Origin of the sequence: Streptomyces triticisoli (genome assembly GCF_003270085.1) — a bacterium.
Taxonomy (GTDB): domain Bacteria; phylum Actinomycetota; class Actinomycetes; order Streptomycetales; family Streptomycetaceae; genus Streptomyces; species Streptomyces triticisoli.
On record NZ_QFDQ01000020.1, the window covers coordinates 45,352 to 63,706 of the forward strand.

The following is an 18,355-nucleotide window of genomic DNA, read 5'->3' on the forward strand; positions in this document are numbered from 1 at the left end:
CGGAGGTCTCCGGGCGCCCCTCACCGTCGTATGGGCGTTGCTCAGGCCTGACGGCGGTGGCGGCCGCCGGCCGGCGTGTCTCCGCGCTCCCGCGCGAGGGCCGCCTCGCGCTCCTCCTCGGCCTTCTCCTCCGCCTCCATCTCCGCGAACACGTCGATCGGAGGGGGCGCCTTCGCCAGGAAGACCCAGGTCAGCCAGACCGCCAGCAGGAACGGTGGGATCTTCAGCGTCACCAGGACCCAGCCGAGCTGCGTGGTGTCGGCCCACCAGTACAGCGGGAAGAGGATCGCGCACTTGGCGAGCAGGATCAGGCCCCAGGCCCAGCTGGCCTTGGCGTACGCCTTCTTGCGGCCCGGGTTGCGGGTCCGCCAGGAGAGGTTCTCCCGGAAGACCGGGCCGAGCATCAGGCCGATCAGCGGCACGCCGGCGAGGGTGGTGATGATGTACGCCAGTGCCAGGCCCAGCGTGTAGAGCATGCCCGGCAGGTAGAAGTCCTTGGCGTTGCCGGTCATCATCGCGAAGACCACGCCGAAGGCGACACCGAAGACACCGCTGAAGGCGTGCTTGACGGTGTCCCGCATCGCCAGCCGGACCACGACCAGCACCAGCGAGACGGCCAGGGCGGCGATCGCGGACCAGTGCAGGTTCTTGTTGATCGTGAAGATGGTGACGAAGATGAGGCCGGGCAGCACCGTCTCGACCATGCCCCGGACCCCGCCGAACGCCTCGAACAGCGCGGCCTCCGTCACCGCCCGGGCATCGTCGGCCGTCGTTTCTTCGGTCGGCTTGTCGAGTGACGTCACCGGCTACTCCCGTCCGAGGGGTCGCAGTTCGTACTTGGGGTTGAAGAGCACCCGGCGGCCCCGGCTCATCGAGATCCGGCCCGATGCGATCAGCTTGCGCCCCGGTTCTATCCCGACGATGGAGCGCCTGCCGAGCCACACCACGTCCAGGGCGGCGGAACCGTCGAACAGCTCGGCCTCCAGGGCCGGGACTCCGGCACGCGGACGCAGGGTGACCGTGCGCAACGTACCAGTCACCGTGACGATCTGCCGGTCGTGGCAGTCGCAGATCCGCGTACAGCCGGCGGTCTCGGTGTCCTCCCGCAGCTCCTCGGACTCCAGGTCCTCCCGCGACGAGGAGAGCCGGTCGAGCATGCGCCGGAACCGGCCCGCCGGCTTTTCGGAACCAGGAACAGCACTCATGTGTTGAAGCGTACCGGGGGGCACCGACGGTGCCGTAACGGCTCACTTCTCGAAGCGGTAGCCCATCCCCGGCTCGGTGACGAAGTGCTTGGGGTGCGAGGGGTCGGCCTCCAGCTTCCGGCGCAGCTGGGCCATGTACACGCGCAGGTAGTTCGTCTCCGTGCCGTACGACGGCCCCCACACCTCCTGCAGCAGCTGCTTCTGGCCGACCAGGCGGCCGGTGTTGCGCACCAGCACCTCCAGCAGGTGCCATTCGGTGGGGGTGAGCCGTACGTCCCTGCCGGCCCGGTGGACCTTCTTGGCGGCCAGGTCGACGGTGAAGTCCTCGGTCTCCACCAGCACGTCGTCCTCGCCGCCGCCGACCGGTTCGGCGCGGCGGACGGCGGCGCGCAGCCGGGCCAGCAGCTCGTCCATGCCGAAGGGTTTGGTGATGTAGTCGTCGGCGCCCGCGTCCAGTGCCTGGACCTTCTCGTCGGAGGAGTGCCGGGCCGACAGCACCAGGATCGGCACGCGGGTCCAGCCGCGCAGGCCCCTGATCACCTCGACGCCGTCCATGTCGGGCAGGCCCAGGTCGAGGACGACCGCGTCGGGGTGGCGGGAGGCGGCGAGGTCGAGGGCGCCGCGGCCGTCGGTGGCGGCGTCGACCTCGTACTTGCGTGCCTTGAGGTTGATCACGAGGGCGCGCACGATCTGCGGCTCGTCGTCGACCACCAGCACCCGCGTCATGTGGTTTGCCTTTCTGGTTCGGCGAGTCGTGCGGGCACGCGAGGGCTCTTCGCGGCCCGCAGGGTGAGGACCATCGTCAGTCCGCCGCCGGGCGTGTCCTCGGCGTCGAGCGTGCCGCTCATGGCCTCGGCGAAGCCGCGCGCCACCGCGAGACCGAGGCCGACGCCGGCTCCGCGCGGGGCGTCGCCGTGGCGCTGGAAAGGCTCGAAGATACGGTCCTTGGCCTCGTCCGGGACGCCCGGACCGCGGTCGACGACCCGGACCTCGACCCGGTCGGCCATGGCGCTGGCGGACACCAGGACCGGTTCGTCCGGTGGACTGTACTTCACGGCGTTCTCCACCAGGTTGGCCACCGCGCGCTCCAGCAGCCCGGGGTCGACGGCCACCATCGGCAGGGTCTCCGGCACGTCCAGGTCGACGCTGTCCTCGGGGACCCCGCCCAGCGCCATCGGCACCACCTCGTCGAGGTCGATCCCCCGGATCAGCGGGGTGACGGTGCCGGTCTGCAGGCGGGACATGTCCAGCAGGTTGCCCACGAGGTGGTCGAGCCGGTCGGCGCCCTCCTCGATGCCCTGGAGCAGCTCCGCGCGGTCCTCCTCGGACCACTCGACGTCCTCGGACCTGAGCGAGGAGACGGCCGCCTTGATCCCGGCGAGCGGGGTGCGCAGGTCGTGGCTGACGGCGGCGAGCAGCGCGGTGCGGATCCGGTTGCCCTCCGCGAGGGCGCGGGCCCGGTCGGCCTCCTCTTGCAGGCGGCGGCGCTCCAGGACGACGGCGGCCTGGGCGGCGAAGGCGGCGAGCACCCGGCGGTCGGAGGCGGGCAGCACCCGTCCGGTCAGCGCCAGCGCCATGTGGTCGCCGACGGGCATGTCGACGTCCGCGTCCTCGGGGCGCTCCAGGGGCCGGCCGGTGCCCACGTGGCCGGCGCACGTCCAGGGGTCGACGTCGCTCTTCCGCTCCAGCAGTGCCACCGACTCCATGCCGAACGTTTCGCGGACCCGCTCCAGGAGCGCCTCCAGGCTGGTCTCGCCGCGCAGCACGCTGCCCGCGAGGAAGGACAGTATCTCCGCCTCGGCGCGCAGCCGGGCCGCCTGGTGGGTGCGTCTGGCCGCGAGGTCCACCACCGAGGCCACGGACACGGCGACCCCGAAGAAGATCGCGAGGGCGACGATGTTCTTGGGGTCGGCGATGGTGAGCCGGTGCAGGGGCGGGGTGTAGTAGTAGTTCAGCAGGAGCGAACCGACGGCCGCCGAGGCGAGCGCCGGCAGCAGCCCGCCGAGCAGGGCCGCGGCCACCGTCAGGGCGAGGAACAGCAGCATGTCGTTGGCCAGGCCCAGGTCCCCGGCGTTCAGCAGCAGCGCGAGGACCACGGGGCCGGCGACGGCGACGGTCCAGCCCCCCACGATCCGGGCCCGGCCGAGGCGTGCGCCTCGGGCCACCGGCAGCCCGCGTCCCTTGGCGGCCTGTGCGTGGGTGACGATGTGCACGTCGAGGTCGGGGCCCGACTCGCGGGCCACGGTGGCGCCGACGCCGGGCCCGAAGACGTACTGCCAGCTCTTGCGGCGCGAGGAGCCGAGCACGATCTGGGTGGCGTTGACCCCGCGGGCGAAGTCGAGCAGCGCGGCCGGTACGTCGTCGCCGACGACGTGGTGGAGGGTGCCGCCCAGGTCCTCCACGAGGGTGCGCTGGACGGCCAGCTCCTTGGGGGAGGCGGAGGTCAGTCCGTCGCTGCGGGCGATGTAGACGGCCATGACCTCCCCGCCGGCGCCCTTCTCGGCCAGGCGGGCGGCCCGGCGGATCAGGGTGCGCCCCTCGGGGCCGCCGGTCAGGCCGACCACGATCCGCTCGCGCGAGCCCCAGATCCTGGAGACCCGGTGCTCGGCACGGTAGCGCTGCAGGTACTCGTCGACCCGGTCGGCCACCCACAGCAGGGCCAGCTCGCGCAGCGCCGTGAGGTTGCCGGGGCGGAAGTAGTTGGACAGGGCCGCGTCGACCTTGTCCGGCTGGTAGATGTTGCCGTGCGCCATCCGGCGGCGCAGGGCCTCCGGCGACATGTCGACGAGCTCGACCTGGTCCGCCCGCCGCACCACCTCGTCCGGGACGGTCTCGCGCTGCCGTACGCCCGTGATCGCCTCCACCACGTCGCCGAGGGACTCCAGGTGCTGGATGTTGACCGTGGAGACGACGTCGATGCCGGCCGCGAGCAGCTCCTCCACGTCCTGCCAGCGCTTGGCGTTGCGGGAGCCGGGGATGTTGGTGTGGGCGAGCTCGTCCACCAGGGCGACGGCCGGGGCGCGGCGCAGTACGGCGTCGACGTCCATCTCGGTGAAGGTGCCGCCGCGGTCCTCCAGCTCCTTGCGGGGCACCTGCTCCAGGCCGTGCAGCATCACCTCGGTGCGCGGGCGGTCGTAGTGCTCGACGAACGCGACGACGCAGTCGGTGCCCCGCTCCACCCGGCGGTGCGCCTCGGACAGCATCGCGTACGTCTTGCCGACGCCCGGCGCCGCACCGAGGTAGATCCGGAGCTTGCCGCGTGCCATGGCCTCATTGTCTTCCCGTCGTGCGTGGGGACGCAGCGTCGACCTTACGGCTGCTCAGCGCGGCCCGAGGGGCCCGTGCGGGGGTGGGGACGGCCCTTGGCGCGACTCTGACGTCGGTGCGTCACGGATCTGTCAGCACGTCACGGATCCGTCGGTGCGTCACGGTTCGACGATCCTCCCGTCGCGCAGCTCCAGGACCCGGTCGGCGAGGTCCAGCAGGGTCGCGTCGTGGGTGGCGACCAGTGCGGTGACTTCCTCGCTGCGGACGACGGCGCGCAGCAGCTCCATCACGGCGTGGCCGGTCTCCGCGTCCAGCTGACCGGTCGGCTCGTCGGCCATGAGGAGCGCCGGCTCGTTCGCGAGGGCGCGGGCGATGGCCACCCGCTGCTGCTGGCCGCCGGAGAGCTCACCGGGCCGCTGCCGGGCGTGGTCGGCGAGGCCGACCAGGGACAGCAGCAGCTCGACGCGCTCCTCCCGCTCGCGCGGGTCGGCGCGACGCAGCCGCAGCGGCACGCCGACGTTCTCCGCGGCCGTGAGGATCGGGATGAGCCCGAAGGACTGGAAGACGAACCCGATGCGGTCCCGGCGCAGGGCGAGCAGGCCGTCCTCGCCGAGCTCGGACAGGTCCCGGCCGTCGACGTGGACCCGTCCCTCGTCCGGCTCGTCGAGCCCGCCGACGACGTTGAGCAGGGTGGTCTTGCCGGAGCCGGAGCGGCCCTTGAGGGCGACGAGTTCACCACGCGGCAGCTCGAAGGAGACTCCCCGCAGGGCGTGCACGGTGCCGGCTCCGTGCCCGAAGGACTTGTGGACGTTCTCGACGCGCACCATGGTCTCGGTGACGACCTGGCTCATGTGCCCTCCCCGCTGCGGTCCCCCGTGGACCGGGCGTCAGTATCACGACCCCCGCCGGTCCCTTCAAGCCCCCAACGGACGCGCGCCCACGATGGTTCCGCTTCAGGAATCCCGTTTCGGGCGGGACCACTGTCCGGCGGCGCGAGTCCCCTCCGGGACCGCGGCGGGGGCTTCGCCCCGGAGCGCGGCGGACATCCGTCGGCGCGGGCGTGGAGACCGCGTACCTGGTGCGAGTGGGGCCCTGGCGGGCGGCCGTACGTGCTGGAGGGCGGCCTTACCCGCCGAAGGGCCGCCCCCTTTGGCGGGCCGGATCAACCAACGGCGTCCCTGTGAGGGGCGCGGCCCTTCAGGTCTGCGACGAAGCGACGGCGACGGCCGGCGCCCCTCGGAAGGAGCACATCGGAAACCGCGGGATCCGGGCACACCCTCACCCGAGCCCCGCGCACAAGGACCCCAGCCGCACAGAGCCCCTGACCCGGCCCACAGGACCAGACTGCTCCGGCAGACCACGCCGGGCCCCGCGGAGCCGGGCACACCTTCACCCGGACCCCGCGCGCGCAGAACCCCCAGCCCCCGCTCACCCGGGCCGACGGACCCCGTGGCCCGGAGCCCCGCCCGGTCCGGCCGGCGGGCCCTAGCGGACCTCGGTGATCTCCGGGCCGCGCTGGAGCTGGCCCAGGCCGCCGGCGAAGCGGGACTGACCGTCGTCGTCCTGCTGGACGCCCTCGGGCACCATCTGCGCGTCGTTCGGCAGCTTCAGGACGATCGGGTCGCGGGGCGCCATCGGACCCTCGCCACGGACCACGACCGTGTCCCGGAAGATCTCCTCGAGCAGCCCTGCCGCCTGCGGCTGCACCGCGCCCTGCCCGGAGATCACCCCGCGCAGGAACCAGCGGGGACCGTCCACACCGACGAACCGCACGACCTGGTAGCCGCCCGTGCCGTCCGGCAGCTGCACCGGGACCTGGGCGCGCAGCTCCCAGCCCAGCGGCCCTTCGACCTCGTCCACGATGCCGCCCTGCTGGGTGATGCCGGAGGCGATCTCCTCACGCACCTCGACCCAGATGCCCTCGCGCTTGGGCGCGGCGAAGGCCTGCAGCTGAACGGCGCTGTCCTGCAGGACGACGGTCGCCGCGACGATCGCGTCGCCCGCGACCTCCACCCGCAGCTCCATGCCGTCGACGCCGGGCACGAACAGGCCGCCCAGGTCCACGCGGCCCTCGGCCGGGTCACGCACCTCGGAGCTGTCCCAGGGCCCGTCGGGCCGCGGTGCGGGCTCGAGCCTCACCCGCTCGCGCTCGCCCTCGTCGTCCGCCTCGGTGTCGACGCTGTCGACGACCTGCTCGGCCTCGCCGGCCGCGTCCTCGGCGGCACCCTTCTTCTTGCGACGTCCGAACACGTCACTGTCCTTCCCGGTCGGATACGACCGAAGCGTATCGATTCCCACCCGCCGGGCCGCCCACGGCGGCCCGGCCGTTCGTGCCGCTCGCGTCGTCCACGGCGGCGTGGCCACCCGTGGACCCGAAGCCCCCCTCGGCCCGCGCCGAGCCGGGAAGCTCCGCCACCTCCTGGAAGCGGACCCTCTCGACCTGCTGGACGACCAGTTGGGCAATCCGGTCGAAGCGCTCGAACCGCACGGACTCGCGCGGGTCGAGATTCACCACGATCACCTTGATCTCCCCACGGTACCCGGCATCAACCGTCCCCGGGGCATTCACGAGGGCGACACCGCAACGGGCCGCGAGGCCGGAGCGCGGATGCACGAACGCCGCGTACCCCTCGGGCAGCGCGACAGACACGCCCGTGGGCAGCACGGCCCGCTCCCCCGGCGCCAGTTCGCACTCCACGGTGGTGCGCAGATCGGCGCCGGCATCGCCCGGGTGCGCGTACGCCGGAAGCGGTACGTCGGGGTCGACACGCCGGATCAGCACGTTCAGGGGCTCGCCGCTCACGGGTTCACCTCGAAGGCACGGGCACGCCGGACCTGGTCCGGGTCGTTCATGGCGGCCCGGATCTCCTCCTCGCGGCCGTGCTCCACGAAGTGCTCCACCTTGACCTCGATGAAGACGGCGTCGGCGCGCACGGCGACCGGCCCGTCGGGGCCGCCGACGCGTCCGGTGGCCCTGGCGTAGATCTTCCGGCCGGCCACCGCGATGGCCTCGGCCTCCAGGTACAGGGTCGTGCCGACCGGCACCGGCCGCACGAAGTCGGTCTCCAGCCGCCCGGTCACGGAGATCGTGCGCAGCAGCCAGTTCAGCGAGCCGAGGGCCTCGTCGAGGGCGGTCGCGAGGACGCCGCCGTGCGCGAGGCCGGGCGCGCCCTGGTGGGCGGGCCGCACGGTGAACTCGGCGGTGATGCGGACGCCGTCCCCGGCCCGCACCTGCAGGTGCAGCCCGTGCGGCTGCTCACCGCCGCACCCGAAGCACTCTCCGTAGTGCGCGCCGAGGAGTTCACCGGGCGCGGGGGCGTCAGGGTGCCGCAGGGGTTTCACGGCGTCGGCGGGGGGCTGAAGGGCTGCGGAACTGGCACTCACAGGCGCAGACCTTACCCGCGCGTCGGCGCCGACCGGACACCGTGCCAAGCTTGGTGCATGCAGCTCTCCGCGCAGCCGTACGAAGAACGTCTCACCGCACCCCGTTCCTGGTGGCTGATCAGCCTGCTGATCGGTGTCTCGGTCGCCCTTGTCCTGCTTCCCTTCGGCACCCTGCCGATGCTGGCCGGCCTGGCCGGCGGCACGGCGGCGACGGCGGTCGTGGTGAGCTCCTACGGCTCGGTGCGCATCCGGGTCGTGGGCGGCCTGCTGATCGCGGGCGAGGCGAAGATCCCGGTCACGGCGCTGGGCGAGGCTCATGTGCTGGACGCGGAGGAGGCGCGCGCCTGGCGCACCCACAAGGCGGACACCCGGGCCTTCCTGCTGCTGCGCGCCTACATTCCCGGGGCGCTGCGGGTGGAGGTCACCGACCCGGAGGACCCGACGCCGTACCTGTACCTGTCGACGCGGGAGCCGGAGCGGCTGGCCGAGGCACTGCGGACGGCGCGGGCGGCCGCGGCGTCGGAGACCGCGTAGGGCACAGCGCCCGTACGGGGTGATGCGGGGCGGGTGCTCCGGGGCCGGCGTCAGCGCCCGGGTTCCTCCCCTGCTTTCCCGGAGCTGTCGGAGTCGTCGGGGCCATCGGGGCCGTTCTGGAGTGCCGGCGGGTTCTCGGGCCGGTCCAGGGGCGGCAGCGTGGGCAGCTCGTCCCAGGGGACCTGGATCTTGCGCAGGTCGGCGCGGACGTGGGCCGCGAGCCTGCGGGTGTCGTACCGGTTCATGACGGCACCCACGGCGGCGCCCACCATGAACGGCATCAGGTTCGGCAGGTTCCGTACCGTGCGCTTCATGACCTGTCGGCGCAGCCGGCGCCTCATCCGGCCGCCGAGGGCCGTGTCGATCGTGGACGGCTTGTGCACGTCGACGCCGCGCTCCTGTGACCAGGAGGACAGATACACGGTGCTGCGGACCTTCAGACTTCCGGGAGGCCGCACCCCGTACACCTCGTGGAGCTCGGCGATCAGCTTGAGCTCGATCGCCGCGACCCCGGTGACCTCCGTGGCCAGTTCGGTCGGCATCGCGGGCGGCACGGGCAGCATGGCCGCTGCCCCGATGCCCGCTCCGACCGTGGAGGAGGCGGCCGCGGCACCCGCCACCAGCTTGTCCGCGAGCTGTTCGGGCCCGAGGCCCGGGAACTGCCGGCGGAGCGTGGTGAGGTCCCGTACGGGGACCCGCGGAGCCATGTCGATGATCCGGTCGGCGAGGTACGACAGAGCCGCCCTGGCGTGGCTCCCGCTCTTGCGGACGCCCGTCCTGGCGGCTTCCCCGGCCCTGCTCCGGATCACCGCGGTCCGGCGGGCGGCGGGCGCGGGCCTTCCCGCCGTGGCGGGGTCGCCGCGCCCGGAGACGGGAGCGAGCGAGGCCGATCCCGCCGGTCCGCTCCTGTCGGAGTCGGATGTACGGGACGGGCCTCGCTCGTCGTCACGCGCGCCGTGAGGGCCGTCGGACGGCCCCGGGTCCGCTTTCCCGTGGGAGAAGCGGCGCTTCCAAGGAGGGGTCGAGCCAGTCACGGCCGACCCTGCCTCAGTCGCAGTCGCGGCAGATCGGCTGGCCGTTCTTCTCCCGGGCCAGCTGGCTGCGGTGATGCACCAGGAAGCAGCTCATGCAGGTGAACTCGTCCTGCTGCTTGGGCAGTACCCGGACGGCCAGTTCCTCGTTGGAGAGGTCGGCGCCGGGCAACTCCAGTCCTTCCGCGGCCTCGAACTCGTCGACGTCCACTGACGAAGCCGACTTGTCGTTCCGCCTGGCCTTCAGCTCTTCCAGGCTGTCCGAGTCGACGTCGTCGTCGGTCTTGCGTGGGGTGTCGTAATCGGTTGCCATGTCGCTCTCCCCCTCTGGGTGTCTGCGGTGTCTCCAGCGCACGTAACGCGTGAGAGGCCGGACTTGTGCCCGACCCGAGGCGGAGATTTTGCCTCACATCAAGGTCTGTTACTCAATCGACACCCAACCGCACTCCTCAAGAGTGATCGGCTTGGATGGCGATCGGGACCGTACACGGTCCGTATGCCGCACTTCAAAGCGGTCTCCCCGTGTACTTCCCGTGATCAGGAGGCCTGAAAACCCGGATTTTCCCGGCTTTTCCATGGCCTTTGTGATCACGGAGAGTGGATGACCGGAAAACCGCTCATGTGATCGATCACACACGGAAAAGCCGGGAACGGGCCCCGAAAATTCCGCGCAAAGCGAACATCCCCGCGTGTCGGCGCCATGGTCTCAGATCGGCAACGCGACCCGCATCACGAGTCCACCCCCCTCGCGCGGCTGAGCCGAAATGTGCCCGCCGTGCGCCCTCGCCACGGAGCGGGCGATGGACAGGCCCAGGCCGACGCCCTTGTCGCTGCCCGTGCGCTCGGTTCGCAGCCGCCTGAAGGGCTCGAAGAGGTTGTCGATCTCGTACGCCGGGACCACCGGCCCGGTGTTCGCGACCACCAGCACCGCCTGCCCGTGCTGGACATCGGTCACCACCTCCACCCACCCGCCCTCCCGTCGCCCGCCACCACCCTTGTTCGGAAGCGCTTCGCGCTGCACCTCCTCATGGGCAACGTTGTACCGCACCGCGTTCTGCACCAGGTTCAGCGCGATCCGCTCCAGCAGTACGCCGTTGCCCTGGACCACCGCCGGCTTGCGCTCGCCGCGGATCCTGACGCCCTTCGCCTCGGCCTCCGCGTGCACCTGGTCGATGGCCTGGGAGGCCACCTCGGCGAGGTCCACCGGCTTGCGCTCGACTATCTGGTTGTCACTGCGGGCGAGCAGCAGCAGGCCCTCCACCAGTTGCTCGCTGCGCTCATTGGTGGCCAGCAGGGTCTTGCCGAGCTGCTGCAGCTCCACGGGCGCGTGCGGATCGGACAGCTGCACCTCCAGGAGCGTGCGGTTGATCGCGAGCGGTGTGCGCAGTTCGTGGGAGGCGTTGCCGACGAAGCGCTGCTGGGCGGTGAAGGCCCGCTGCAGCCGCTCCAGCATGTCGTCGAAGGTGTCCGCGAGCTCCTTCAGCTCGTCGTCCGGTCCGTCCAGCTCGATCCGCCGGGACAGGTCCGAGCCGGCCACCGCGCGGGCGGTGCGGGTGATCCGGCCGAGCGGCGCCAGCACCCGGCCGGCCATCGCGTAGCCGAAGGCGAAGGCGATCACGGCGAGGCCGAGCAGCGCCAGCAGAGAGCGGCTGAGCAGGTCGTCCAGGGCGTGCTGACGCTGCTGGTTCACGCAGTCGTTCATCGCGTGGTTGAGCTGCGTCGCGGTGGTCTGGGTCGGGAAGTTGCAGTTCTCGCTGGTGACCTGACCCGAGATGATCTTGAAGGGCAGCTCGCTGCCCACCTGCACGGCGTGCGCCGCGAGCAGGTAGATGATCAACAGCAGCAGGATGCCGGCGATCAGGAACATCCCGCCGTACAGCAGCGTCAGCCGTATCCGGATGGTCGGACGCAGCCACGGGAAGACCGGCTCCGGCCTCCTCGGGTCCCAGGTGGGCTTCGGGGGCGCCTGGGGCGGCGCCGGGGTCGCGGCCACGGCGGATCAGATCCGGTAGCCGGAGCCGGGCACGGTGACGATCACCGGGGGCTCGCCGAGCTTGCGGCGCAGCGTCATCACCGTGACGCGCACGACGTTGGTGAACGGGTCGGTGTTCTCGTCCCAGGCCTTCTCCAGCAACTGCTCCGCGGACACCACCGCGCCCTCGTTGCGCATGAGGACCTCCAGGACGGCGAACTCCTTCGGCGCGAGCTGGACCTCCTTGCCCTCGCGGAAGACCTCGCGGCGGTTCGGGTCGAGCTTGATCCCGGCGCGCTCCAGGACGGGCGGCAGGGGCACGCTGGTACGCCGGCCCAGGGCACGCACGCGCGCCGTCAGCTCGCTGAACGCGAACGGCTTGGGCAGATAGTCGTCGGCGCCGATCTCCAGGCCCTCCACACGGTCGCTGACGTCGCCGGACGCGGTCAGCATCAGCACGCGGGTGGGCATGCCGAGCTCGACGATCCTGCGGCAGACGTCGTCGCCGTGCACCAGGGGGAGGTCGCGGTCGAGGACGACCACGTCGTAGTCGTTGACGCCGATGCGCTCCAGGGCGGCCGCACCGTCGTACACGACGTCGACGGCCATGGCCTCCCGGCGCAGTCCGGTGGCCACCGCATCGGCGAGCAGTTGCTCGTCCTCGACGACGAGTACGCGCACGTCGCTTGTCCTTCCTGTGTCCGCCCGCGCAGCGCCGCTCGGGCACACGCGGGCAGGGGTGTCTTCATGGGTGTGGGTTTCCATCCTGCCCTTTTCGGCCTAAGTCGGCTGTAAGCCGGGGAAGCGGCCGCCGGGCAAGAGGTGACGGACGGATGAAGGGTGCGGGAATGTCGAATTTTCTCACCGGGTTGAGGTTTCCGCGGGAGGGAGCCGGGGGAGGACGGCTTTACACCCCGCGATCACGCTCTGCATGTGCCGCACCACCATGTGGTACTCCGCGATCCGCTTGCGCAGAGTGGGTGTGGGTGTCCGGCGCCGTCGCCGCCCTGCAGGGCAACACTGGGCAGCACTGGGCACCTGCTGAGACGTGATCGCCCCTTCCGAACGGCACACCCCCGTGCCACCGACCCACGACCCAGGACGAGGGGGCGCAGCATGGACGCATTCACCGCAGGACTTCTGCAGCGCATAAAGGCGACCGAGTCCGACCTGACGCGGGCTCGTGACGAGGGCGACGACTTCCTCGTCGAGGTTGAGCTGGGCGAACTCGACGACCTGCGCCGCCTCGCCGCCGAACACGGTGTGGAGGTCGGCGCGTCTGGCGTCTGATCAGCCTGTATGCGAGTGGGGTCCCGGCGAATCCAGCGCCGGGACCCCACTCGTTCTTGGGCTTGCTCGGCCATGGGGGCTTGAGTGGGCCCTCAGTCGTGCCAGGCTCCGAACTCGTCCAGGAGCCGCTGAAGCGGCTCGAAGACGCCAGGAGTGGCCGCTACCGTCAGGTCGCCCGACGGGGGCTCTCCCGGGCGGCCGCCCGTCAGTGCGCCCGCCTCTCTGGCGATCAGGTCGCCCGCTGCGAAGTCCCAGGCGTTCAGGCCGCGCTCGTAGTAGCCGTCGAGGCGGCCGGCCGCCAGGTCGCAGAGGTCCACCGCGGCCGAGCCGCTGCGCCGGATGTCGCGCAGTCGCGGGATCAGGCGGCGGGCGACGTCGGCCTGGTGGGTGCGGACCTCGGTGACGTAGTTGAAGCCGGTGGCGACCAGGGCCTGGTCCAGAGGCGGTGCGGGGCGGCAGGCGAGCTTGCGCTCGCCGGCCCAGTTTCCGGTGGCCCAGGCGCCGCGGCCGCGTATGGCGCGGAAGGTCTCGCCACGCATCGGGGCGGCCACGACACCCACGACGACCTCGCCGTCCTGTTCGGCCGCGATGGACACCGCCCAGGTCGGCAGGGAGTAGAGGTAGTTCACCGTGCCGTCGAGCGGGTCTATCACCCAGCGGATGCCGCTCGTGCCCTCGGTGGCGGCGCCCTCCTCCCCGAGGAAGCCGTCGTCGGGGCGCCGGTCGGCGATCAGGCCGGTGATCAGCTTCTCGGCGGCGATGTCCATCTCGGTGACGACGTCGATCGGGCTGGACTTGGTGGCGGCCACCGCGAGGTCGGCCGGGCGGCCGTCCCGGAGTAGCTCTCCGGCCCGTGCGGCGGCCTGGAGGGCGAGCTGCAGCAGCTCCGTGTGCAGGGCGTCGGTCACAGGGCTCCTCACGCGAAGGGGCTGTCGGCGCCCGCGGCGGCGGGGCGGGGCGCGCGCGCCGGGCAGCAGCCCACCGGGCAGAGGTTGTGGCTCGGGCCCAGGGCGCCCAGGGCGCACGGTGTGACCTGCTGCCCGCGCTCGGTGGCGGCGCGCTCCACGATCAGGTCGCGGACGGCGGCGGCGAAGCGCGGGTCGGCGCCGACGGTGGCCGAGCGGCGCACCGGCAGGCCCAGCTCGTCGGCCTTGTCCTTGGCCTCCGTGTCGAGGTCGTAGATGACCTCCATGTGGTCGGAGACGAAGCCGATGGGCGCCATGACGACCGCCGGGACGCCGGCCGCGTGCCGCTCCTCGAGGTGGTCGCAGATGTCGGGCTCGAGCCACGGGATGTGCGGGGCGCCGGAGCGGGACTGGTAGACGAGCTGCCAGGGGTGGTCGACGCCGGTGCGCTCGCGGACGGCGTCGGCGATCAGCTGGGACACGTCCAGGTGCTGGCGGACGTACGCCCCGCCGTCGCCGTGCTCCTCCACGGGGCCGGAGGTGTCCGCGGCGGAGTTCGGGATCGAGTGGGTGCAGAAGGCGATGTGCGCGCCGTCGCGGACGTCCTCGGGGAGGTCGGCGAGGGACTCGATCACACCGTCGATCATGGGCTCGAGGAACCCGGGGTGGTTGAAGTAGTGCCGCAGCTTGTCGACCTTCGGCAGCTCCAGGCCCTCGTCCCGCAGGGCGCCGAGGGCGTTCGCGAGGTCCTCGCGGTACTGGCGGCAGCCGGAGTAGGAGGCGTAGGCGCTGGTGGCGAAGACCACGATGCGGCGGTGGCCGTCGCGGACCATCTCCCGCAGGGTGTCGGTGAGGTAGGGCGCCCAGTTGCGGTTGCCCCAGTAGACCGGCAGGTTCAGACCGTGGTCGGCGAAGTCCTTGCGGAGGGCGGCCAGCAGGTCACGGTTCTGGTCGTTGATGGGGCTGACACCGCCGAACAGGAAGTAGTGCTCGCCGACCTCCTTCAGGCGTTCGGTGGGGATACCGCGCCCCCGCGTCACGTTCTCCAGGAACGGGATCACGTCGTCCGGCCCCTCGGGGCCGCCGAACGAGAGCAGGAGCAGGGCGTCGTACGGGGTGGGATCGAGCACGTCAGGCATGTCTCGATCCTGCCACTTCCCACTGACAGCCGAGATCCCGACCCGCACAGAGCGGCGCACTTGTAAGCTGTATCAGCTTTCTTCACGCCTTACCGGACAACCGGCTTCCCGGAGACCCTGTGCCCAGCCCCTACCGTGCCCTGTTCGCCGCCCCCGGCTCCAGGGGTTTCTCCGCCGCGGGGTTCATCGGCCGGATGCCCCTGTCGATGATGGGCATCGGCGTGGTGACGATGATCTCCGAGCTCACCGGGCGCTACGGGCTCGCGGGCGCGCTGTCGGCCACCATCGCGCTGGCCGCCGCCCTCATCGGACCGCAGATATCCCGGCTGGTCGACCAGTACGGACAGCGCCGGGTGCTGCGGCCCGCGACGCTCGTCTCGCTGACCGCCGCGACGGGGCTGCTGCTCGCCACGTCCTTCCGGTGGCCGGACTGGGTGCTGTTCGTGTGCGCCGCCGGGATCGGCTCGGTGCCGAGTCTGGGCGCGATGGTCCGCGCCCGCTGGGCGGCCCTGTACCGGGGGACTCCGCAGCTGCACACCGCCTACTCGTTCGAGTCGGTGGTGGACGAGGTCTGCTTCATCTTCGGGCCGATCGTCTCCATCGGGCTGTCGACGGCCTGGTTCCCGGAGGCGGGGCCGCTGCTGGCCGCCTGTTTCCTGGCGGTGGGCGTGTTCTGGCTGACCGCGCAGCGCGCCACCGAGCCCGAGCCGCACCCGCGCGAGCAGCGCGGCGGCGGTTCGGCCCTGCGGGCAGGCGGACTGCAGGTGCTGGTGTCCACCTTCGTGGCCACCGGGGCGATCTTCGGGGCGGTGGACGTGGTCACCGTGGCCTTCGCCGACGAGCGGGGCCACAAGGGCGCCGCGAGCATCGTGCTCGCCACGTGCGCGGTGGGGTCCTGCACGGCGGGGATCGTCTTCGGACTGCTGCGCTTCGCGGGGCCGCCCGCCCGCCGCTGGCTGCTGGGCGTATGTGCGATGGCCGTGAGTATGATCCCCCTCCTACTGGTCGGAAACCTGCCGTTTCTGGCCGTGGCGCTGTTCGTTGCGGGCCTGTCCTTCGCTCCCACGATGATCACGACGATGGCCCTCGTCGAAGAGCACGTACCACGCACGCAGCTGACCGAGGGCATGACCTGGGTGAGCACCGGGCTGGCGGTCGGGGTGGCGCTCGGCTCCTCGGTGGCCGGCTGGGTGATCGACGCGGCCGGCGCGCGGGCCGGGTACGGGGTTCCGGTGGTGTCCGGGGCCGTCGCGGTCGCGGTCGGTTTCCTCGGGTACCGCCGGCTCAGCAGGCCGGCTCCGGGTCGGGGAGGCTCCGTTGAGCAGCACGACGAGCACGAAGAACGGCACATGGCGTAACTGGGGCGGCAACGTCGGTGCCCGCCCCGCGCGCGAGGTCACGCCGGCCTCCGTGGAGGAGCTGGCGGCGGCCGTACGGAAGGCCGCCGAGGACGACCTGAGGGTGAAGGCCGTCGGCACCGGTCACTCGTTCACGTCCATCGCGGCGACGGACGGCGTCATGGTCCGCCCGGACCTGCTGACCGGCATACGCGGGATCGACCGCGACGCCATGACGGTCACCGTGGAGGCCGGCACTCCGCTCAAGAGACTCAATGTCGCTCTCGCGCGCGAGGGCCTGTCGCTCACCAACATGGGCGACATCATGGAGCAGACGGTGTCCGGGGCGACCAGCACCGGCACCCACGGCACGGGGCGCGAGTCGGCCTCGATCGCCACCCAGATCAAGGGCCTGGAGCTGGTCACGGCGGACGGCTCGGTGCTCACCTGCTCGGAGAAGGAGAATCCCGAGGTCTTCGCGGCCGCGCGCATCGGACTGGGCGCCCTCGGGATCGTCACGGCGATCACCTTCGCCGTCGAGCCCGTCTTCCTGCTCACCGCGCGCGAGGAGCCGATGGCGCTCGAGCGGGTGCTCGCGGAGTTCGACCAGCTCTGGGCGGAGAACGAGCACTTCGAGTTCTACTGGTTCCCGCACACCGGCAACACCAACACCAAGCGGAACAACCGCAGCGCCGGACCCGAGCAGCCGGTCGGGCAGCTGTCCGGCTGGTTCGAGGACGAGTTCCTCTCCAACGGCGTCTTCCAGGTGGCCAACTGGGTGGGCCGCGCCGTGCCCGCCACCATCCCGTCGATCGCGCAGATCTCCAGCCGGGCACTGTCCGCGCGGACGTACACCGACATCCCCTACAGGGTCTTCACCTCCCCGCGCCGGGTGCGCTTCGTGGAGATGGAGTACGCCGTCCCACGTGCGGCCCTGGTGGACACGCTGCGCGAACTGAAGGCGATGGTCGACCGCTCCGGCCTGCGGGTGAGCTTCCCGGTGGAGGTGCGCACCGCTCCGGCCGACGACATCACCCTGTCCACCGCCTCGGGCCGCGACAGCGCGTACGTGGCGGTCCACATGTTCCGGGGCACCCCCTACCAGCGGTACTTCACCGCCGCCGAGCGCCTCTTCACCGCGCACGAGGGCCGTCCGCACTGGGGCAAGATCCACACCCGGGACGCCGACTACTTCGCCGGCGTCTATCCGCGCTTCGCCGAGTTCACGGCGCTGCGGGACCGGCTGGATCCCCGGCGCCGGTTCCAGAACGACTACTTGCGGCGGGTGCTGGGGGCGTAGCGGTCGCGGTGGGGGCCGGGGCGGTGGTGCCGGTGCCGGCCGGGTCGTCCGCTCCGGTGCTCCCGGTGTCCGTACTACCCGTGCTCCCCGGGTTCCCCGGGCTCCCCGTGGGTTCCGGTGCCGGCGTCGGGCTCACCTCCGTAACGCTGTCCGTGTGGCCGGAGTCGGTGTCGCCCCGTGGTGTCCCTGCGTCGGTCCCGGCCGGAGGAGTCCGCGTCGGGGAGGACTCGGGCGCCGGGTCGCCCGGCTCCCGCGAGGAAGAAGGGTGGTCGCCGGTCACGACCTCGCCGACCGTCGTTCCCCTGCCGCCGCTGAAGGTGCTGCCCGACACCAGTTCGTACGCGGTGATGCCGACCAGGGTGAGCCCGAAGACGAGGGCGGCCGCGAGCACGGGCCGCTTCCAGCTCCTGCCGCGGGCACGGTGGACGGTCCCCTCGGTGAACTCGCCGGGCGGCGGCGGGGTCCGCCCGGCGGGGACGGACATGGCAACCGGCCTGGCGGCGGCGGCCTTCTCCCGCAACTGCTCGCCGGTGTGCCGGAAGAAGTGCTGGAAGACCGGGCCGCCGCAGGTGGCGATGACACTGACGACACCGGCCCCGAGGATCGTGCCGTAGACGCCGAAGGAGGAGGCGAGTTTCGCGGCCACCACCGCCGCGACGGCGCTGCCCGCGACTTGAGGCACGGTCAGGTCGATCCGCCGTCTCCTCGCCTCCTCCCCCACACTCGACCCACCATCACCATCGGGCCTTTCGCGCATTCCCGGACCTTGCCTCCCTCTGTCGCACATGCGTACATGGCCGCATCTTTCGTGTGTGATCAGCCGACTGCACGAGAAAGGGACGTACGGACGAAACCGTTAGTTCCGTTTCCGGTGATTACGTGAAATACGCCACGTTCGTGATCGAAAAAATTGGTCAGGGCCGGTCAAGTCCCACCCCTTGCCAGAAGTTGGGCGGCGCGCCCATCCACGCACATGGTCCAAATGGAGTAC

19 protein-coding genes are annotated in these 18,355 nt (G+C 71.7%); 4 read left to right on the forward strand and 15 right to left on the reverse strand.

Features of this window, described 5'->3' with window-relative positions:
- Positions 1-41: 41 nt before the first annotated feature.
- The 8 genes from DEP02_RS04185 to DEP02_RS04220 all read right to left on the reverse strand — a co-directional run bounded on the left by DEP02_RS04185 (position 42) and on the right by DEP02_RS04220 (position 7,856).
- The gene (locus DEP02_RS04185; RefSeq protein ID WP_112465958.1) at positions 42-803 is read right to left on the reverse strand and encodes a DUF3159 domain-containing protein; all 762 of its coding nucleotides are present in this window, start codon (positions 801-803) and stop codon (positions 42-44) included.
- Positions 804-806: 3 nt separating this feature from the next.
- Positions 807-1,205, reverse strand: a complete 399-nt coding sequence (locus DEP02_RS04190; protein WP_112465959.1) for an OB-fold nucleic acid binding domain-containing protein — start codon at positions 1,203-1,205, stop codon at positions 807-809.
- Positions 1,206-1,247: 42 nt separating this feature from the next.
- Entirely contained in the window at positions 1,248-1,931 is a 684-nt protein-coding gene (locus DEP02_RS04195) for a response regulator (protein ID WP_112465960.1), read from the reverse strand.
- Complete coding sequence (locus DEP02_RS04200; RefSeq protein WP_112465961.1) at positions 1,928-4,471, reverse strand: sensor histidine kinase; 2,544 nt, start codon at positions 4,469-4,471, stop codon at positions 1,928-1,930. Before DEP02_RS04200 ends, DEP02_RS04195 begins: the two co-directional genes overlap by 4 nt.
- Positions 4,472-4,630: 159 nt before the next feature.
- Positions 4,631-5,323 carry an ABC transporter ATP-binding protein gene (locus DEP02_RS04205; RefSeq protein ID WP_112465962.1) on the reverse strand — a complete coding sequence of 231 codons (693 nt, stop codon included), beginning with the start codon at positions 5,321-5,323 and terminating at the stop codon, positions 4,631-4,633.
- 634 nt (positions 5,324-5,957) lie between these two features.
- Positions 5,958-6,722, reverse strand: a complete 765-nt coding sequence (locus tag DEP02_RS04210; protein WP_112465963.1) for a DUF3710 domain-containing protein — start codon at positions 6,720-6,722, stop codon at positions 5,958-5,960.
- 1 nt (position 6,723) lies between these two features.
- Positions 6,724-7,275, reverse strand: a complete 552-nt coding sequence (dut, locus tag DEP02_RS04215; RefSeq protein ID WP_112465964.1) for a dUTP diphosphatase — start codon at positions 7,273-7,275, stop codon at positions 6,724-6,726.
- Positions 7,272-7,856: a PaaI family thioesterase gene (locus tag DEP02_RS04220; RefSeq protein WP_112465965.1), complete on the reverse strand. Its 585-nt coding sequence runs from the start codon at positions 7,854-7,856 to the stop codon at positions 7,272-7,274. The genes dut and DEP02_RS04220 overlap by 4 nt, the downstream gene beginning before the upstream one ends.
- A gap of 57 nt (positions 7,857-7,913) precedes the next feature.
- Here DEP02_RS04220 and DEP02_RS04225 point away from each other — a divergent pair, with 57 nt between their 5' ends.
- Positions 7,914-8,390 (forward strand): DUF3093 domain-containing protein, encoded by a 477-nt coding sequence (locus tag DEP02_RS04225; RefSeq protein WP_112465966.1) that lies wholly within the window; start codon positions 7,914-7,916, stop codon positions 8,388-8,390.
- Between the two features lie 50 nt (positions 8,391-8,440).
- Here the strand turns inward: DEP02_RS04225 and DEP02_RS04230 are convergent, their stop codons facing one another.
- The 4 genes from DEP02_RS04230 to DEP02_RS04245 form a co-directional block, all read right to left on the reverse strand.
- Positions 8,441-9,424 carry a hypothetical protein gene (locus DEP02_RS04230; RefSeq protein ID WP_112465967.1) on the reverse strand — a complete coding sequence of 328 codons (984 nt, stop codon included), beginning with the start codon at positions 9,422-9,424 and terminating at the stop codon, positions 8,441-8,443.
- Positions 9,425-9,437: 13 nt separating this feature from the next.
- Positions 9,438-9,734, reverse strand: coding sequence for a DUF4193 domain-containing protein (locus DEP02_RS04235; protein WP_043504706.1), 297 nt, complete (start codon positions 9,732-9,734; stop codon positions 9,438-9,440).
- A 393-nt stretch (positions 9,735-10,127) separates the two neighbouring features.
- Positions 10,128-11,414, reverse strand: coding sequence for a sensor histidine kinase (locus DEP02_RS04240; RefSeq protein ID WP_112465968.1), 1,287 nt, complete (start codon positions 11,412-11,414; stop codon positions 10,128-10,130).
- A gap of 6 nt (positions 11,415-11,420) precedes the next feature.
- Positions 11,421-12,074, reverse strand: a complete 654-nt coding sequence (locus DEP02_RS04245) for a response regulator transcription factor (RefSeq protein WP_112465969.1) — start codon at positions 12,072-12,074, stop codon at positions 11,421-11,423.
- Between the two features lie 435 nt (positions 12,075-12,509).
- Between DEP02_RS04245 and DEP02_RS33840 the strand changes: the two genes are divergently transcribed.
- Positions 12,510-12,683 carry a hypothetical protein gene (locus DEP02_RS33840; protein WP_185948182.1) on the forward strand — a complete coding sequence of 58 codons (174 nt, stop codon included), beginning with the start codon at positions 12,510-12,512 and terminating at the stop codon, positions 12,681-12,683.
- Between the two features lie 92 nt (positions 12,684-12,775).
- On the opposite strand, the gene DEP02_RS04250 is transcribed toward DEP02_RS33840, so the two are convergent.
- Together DEP02_RS04250 and DEP02_RS04255 are read right to left on the reverse strand one after the other, a co-directional pair.
- Positions 12,776-13,591 carry an inositol monophosphatase family protein gene (locus DEP02_RS04250; protein WP_112465970.1) on the reverse strand — a complete coding sequence of 272 codons (816 nt, stop codon included), beginning with the start codon at positions 13,589-13,591 and terminating at the stop codon, positions 12,776-12,778.
- Positions 13,592-13,599: 8 nt separating this feature from the next.
- Positions 13,600-14,727: a ferrochelatase gene (locus DEP02_RS04255; protein ID WP_112465971.1), complete on the reverse strand. Its 1,128-nt coding sequence runs from the start codon at positions 14,725-14,727 to the stop codon at positions 13,600-13,602.
- A gap of 119 nt (positions 14,728-14,846) precedes the next feature.
- Between DEP02_RS04255 and DEP02_RS04260 the strand changes: the two genes are divergently transcribed.
- Positions 14,847-16,085, forward strand: a complete 1,239-nt coding sequence (locus DEP02_RS04260) for an MFS transporter (protein WP_112465972.1) — start codon at positions 14,847-14,849, stop codon at positions 16,083-16,085.
- Positions 16,045-17,364, forward strand: a complete 1,320-nt coding sequence (locus tag DEP02_RS04265) for a D-arabinono-1,4-lactone oxidase (protein WP_112465973.1) — start codon at positions 16,045-16,047, stop codon at positions 17,362-17,364. The genes DEP02_RS04260 and DEP02_RS04265 overlap by 41 nt, the downstream gene beginning before the upstream one ends.
- Here the strand turns inward: DEP02_RS04265 and DEP02_RS04270 are convergent.
- Positions 17,288-18,121, reverse strand: a complete 834-nt coding sequence (locus tag DEP02_RS04270; protein ID WP_112465974.1) for a hypothetical protein — start codon at positions 18,119-18,121, stop codon at positions 17,288-17,290. The genes DEP02_RS04265 and DEP02_RS04270 overlap by 77 nt on opposite strands.
- Positions 18,122-18,355 lie beyond the last annotated feature (234 nt).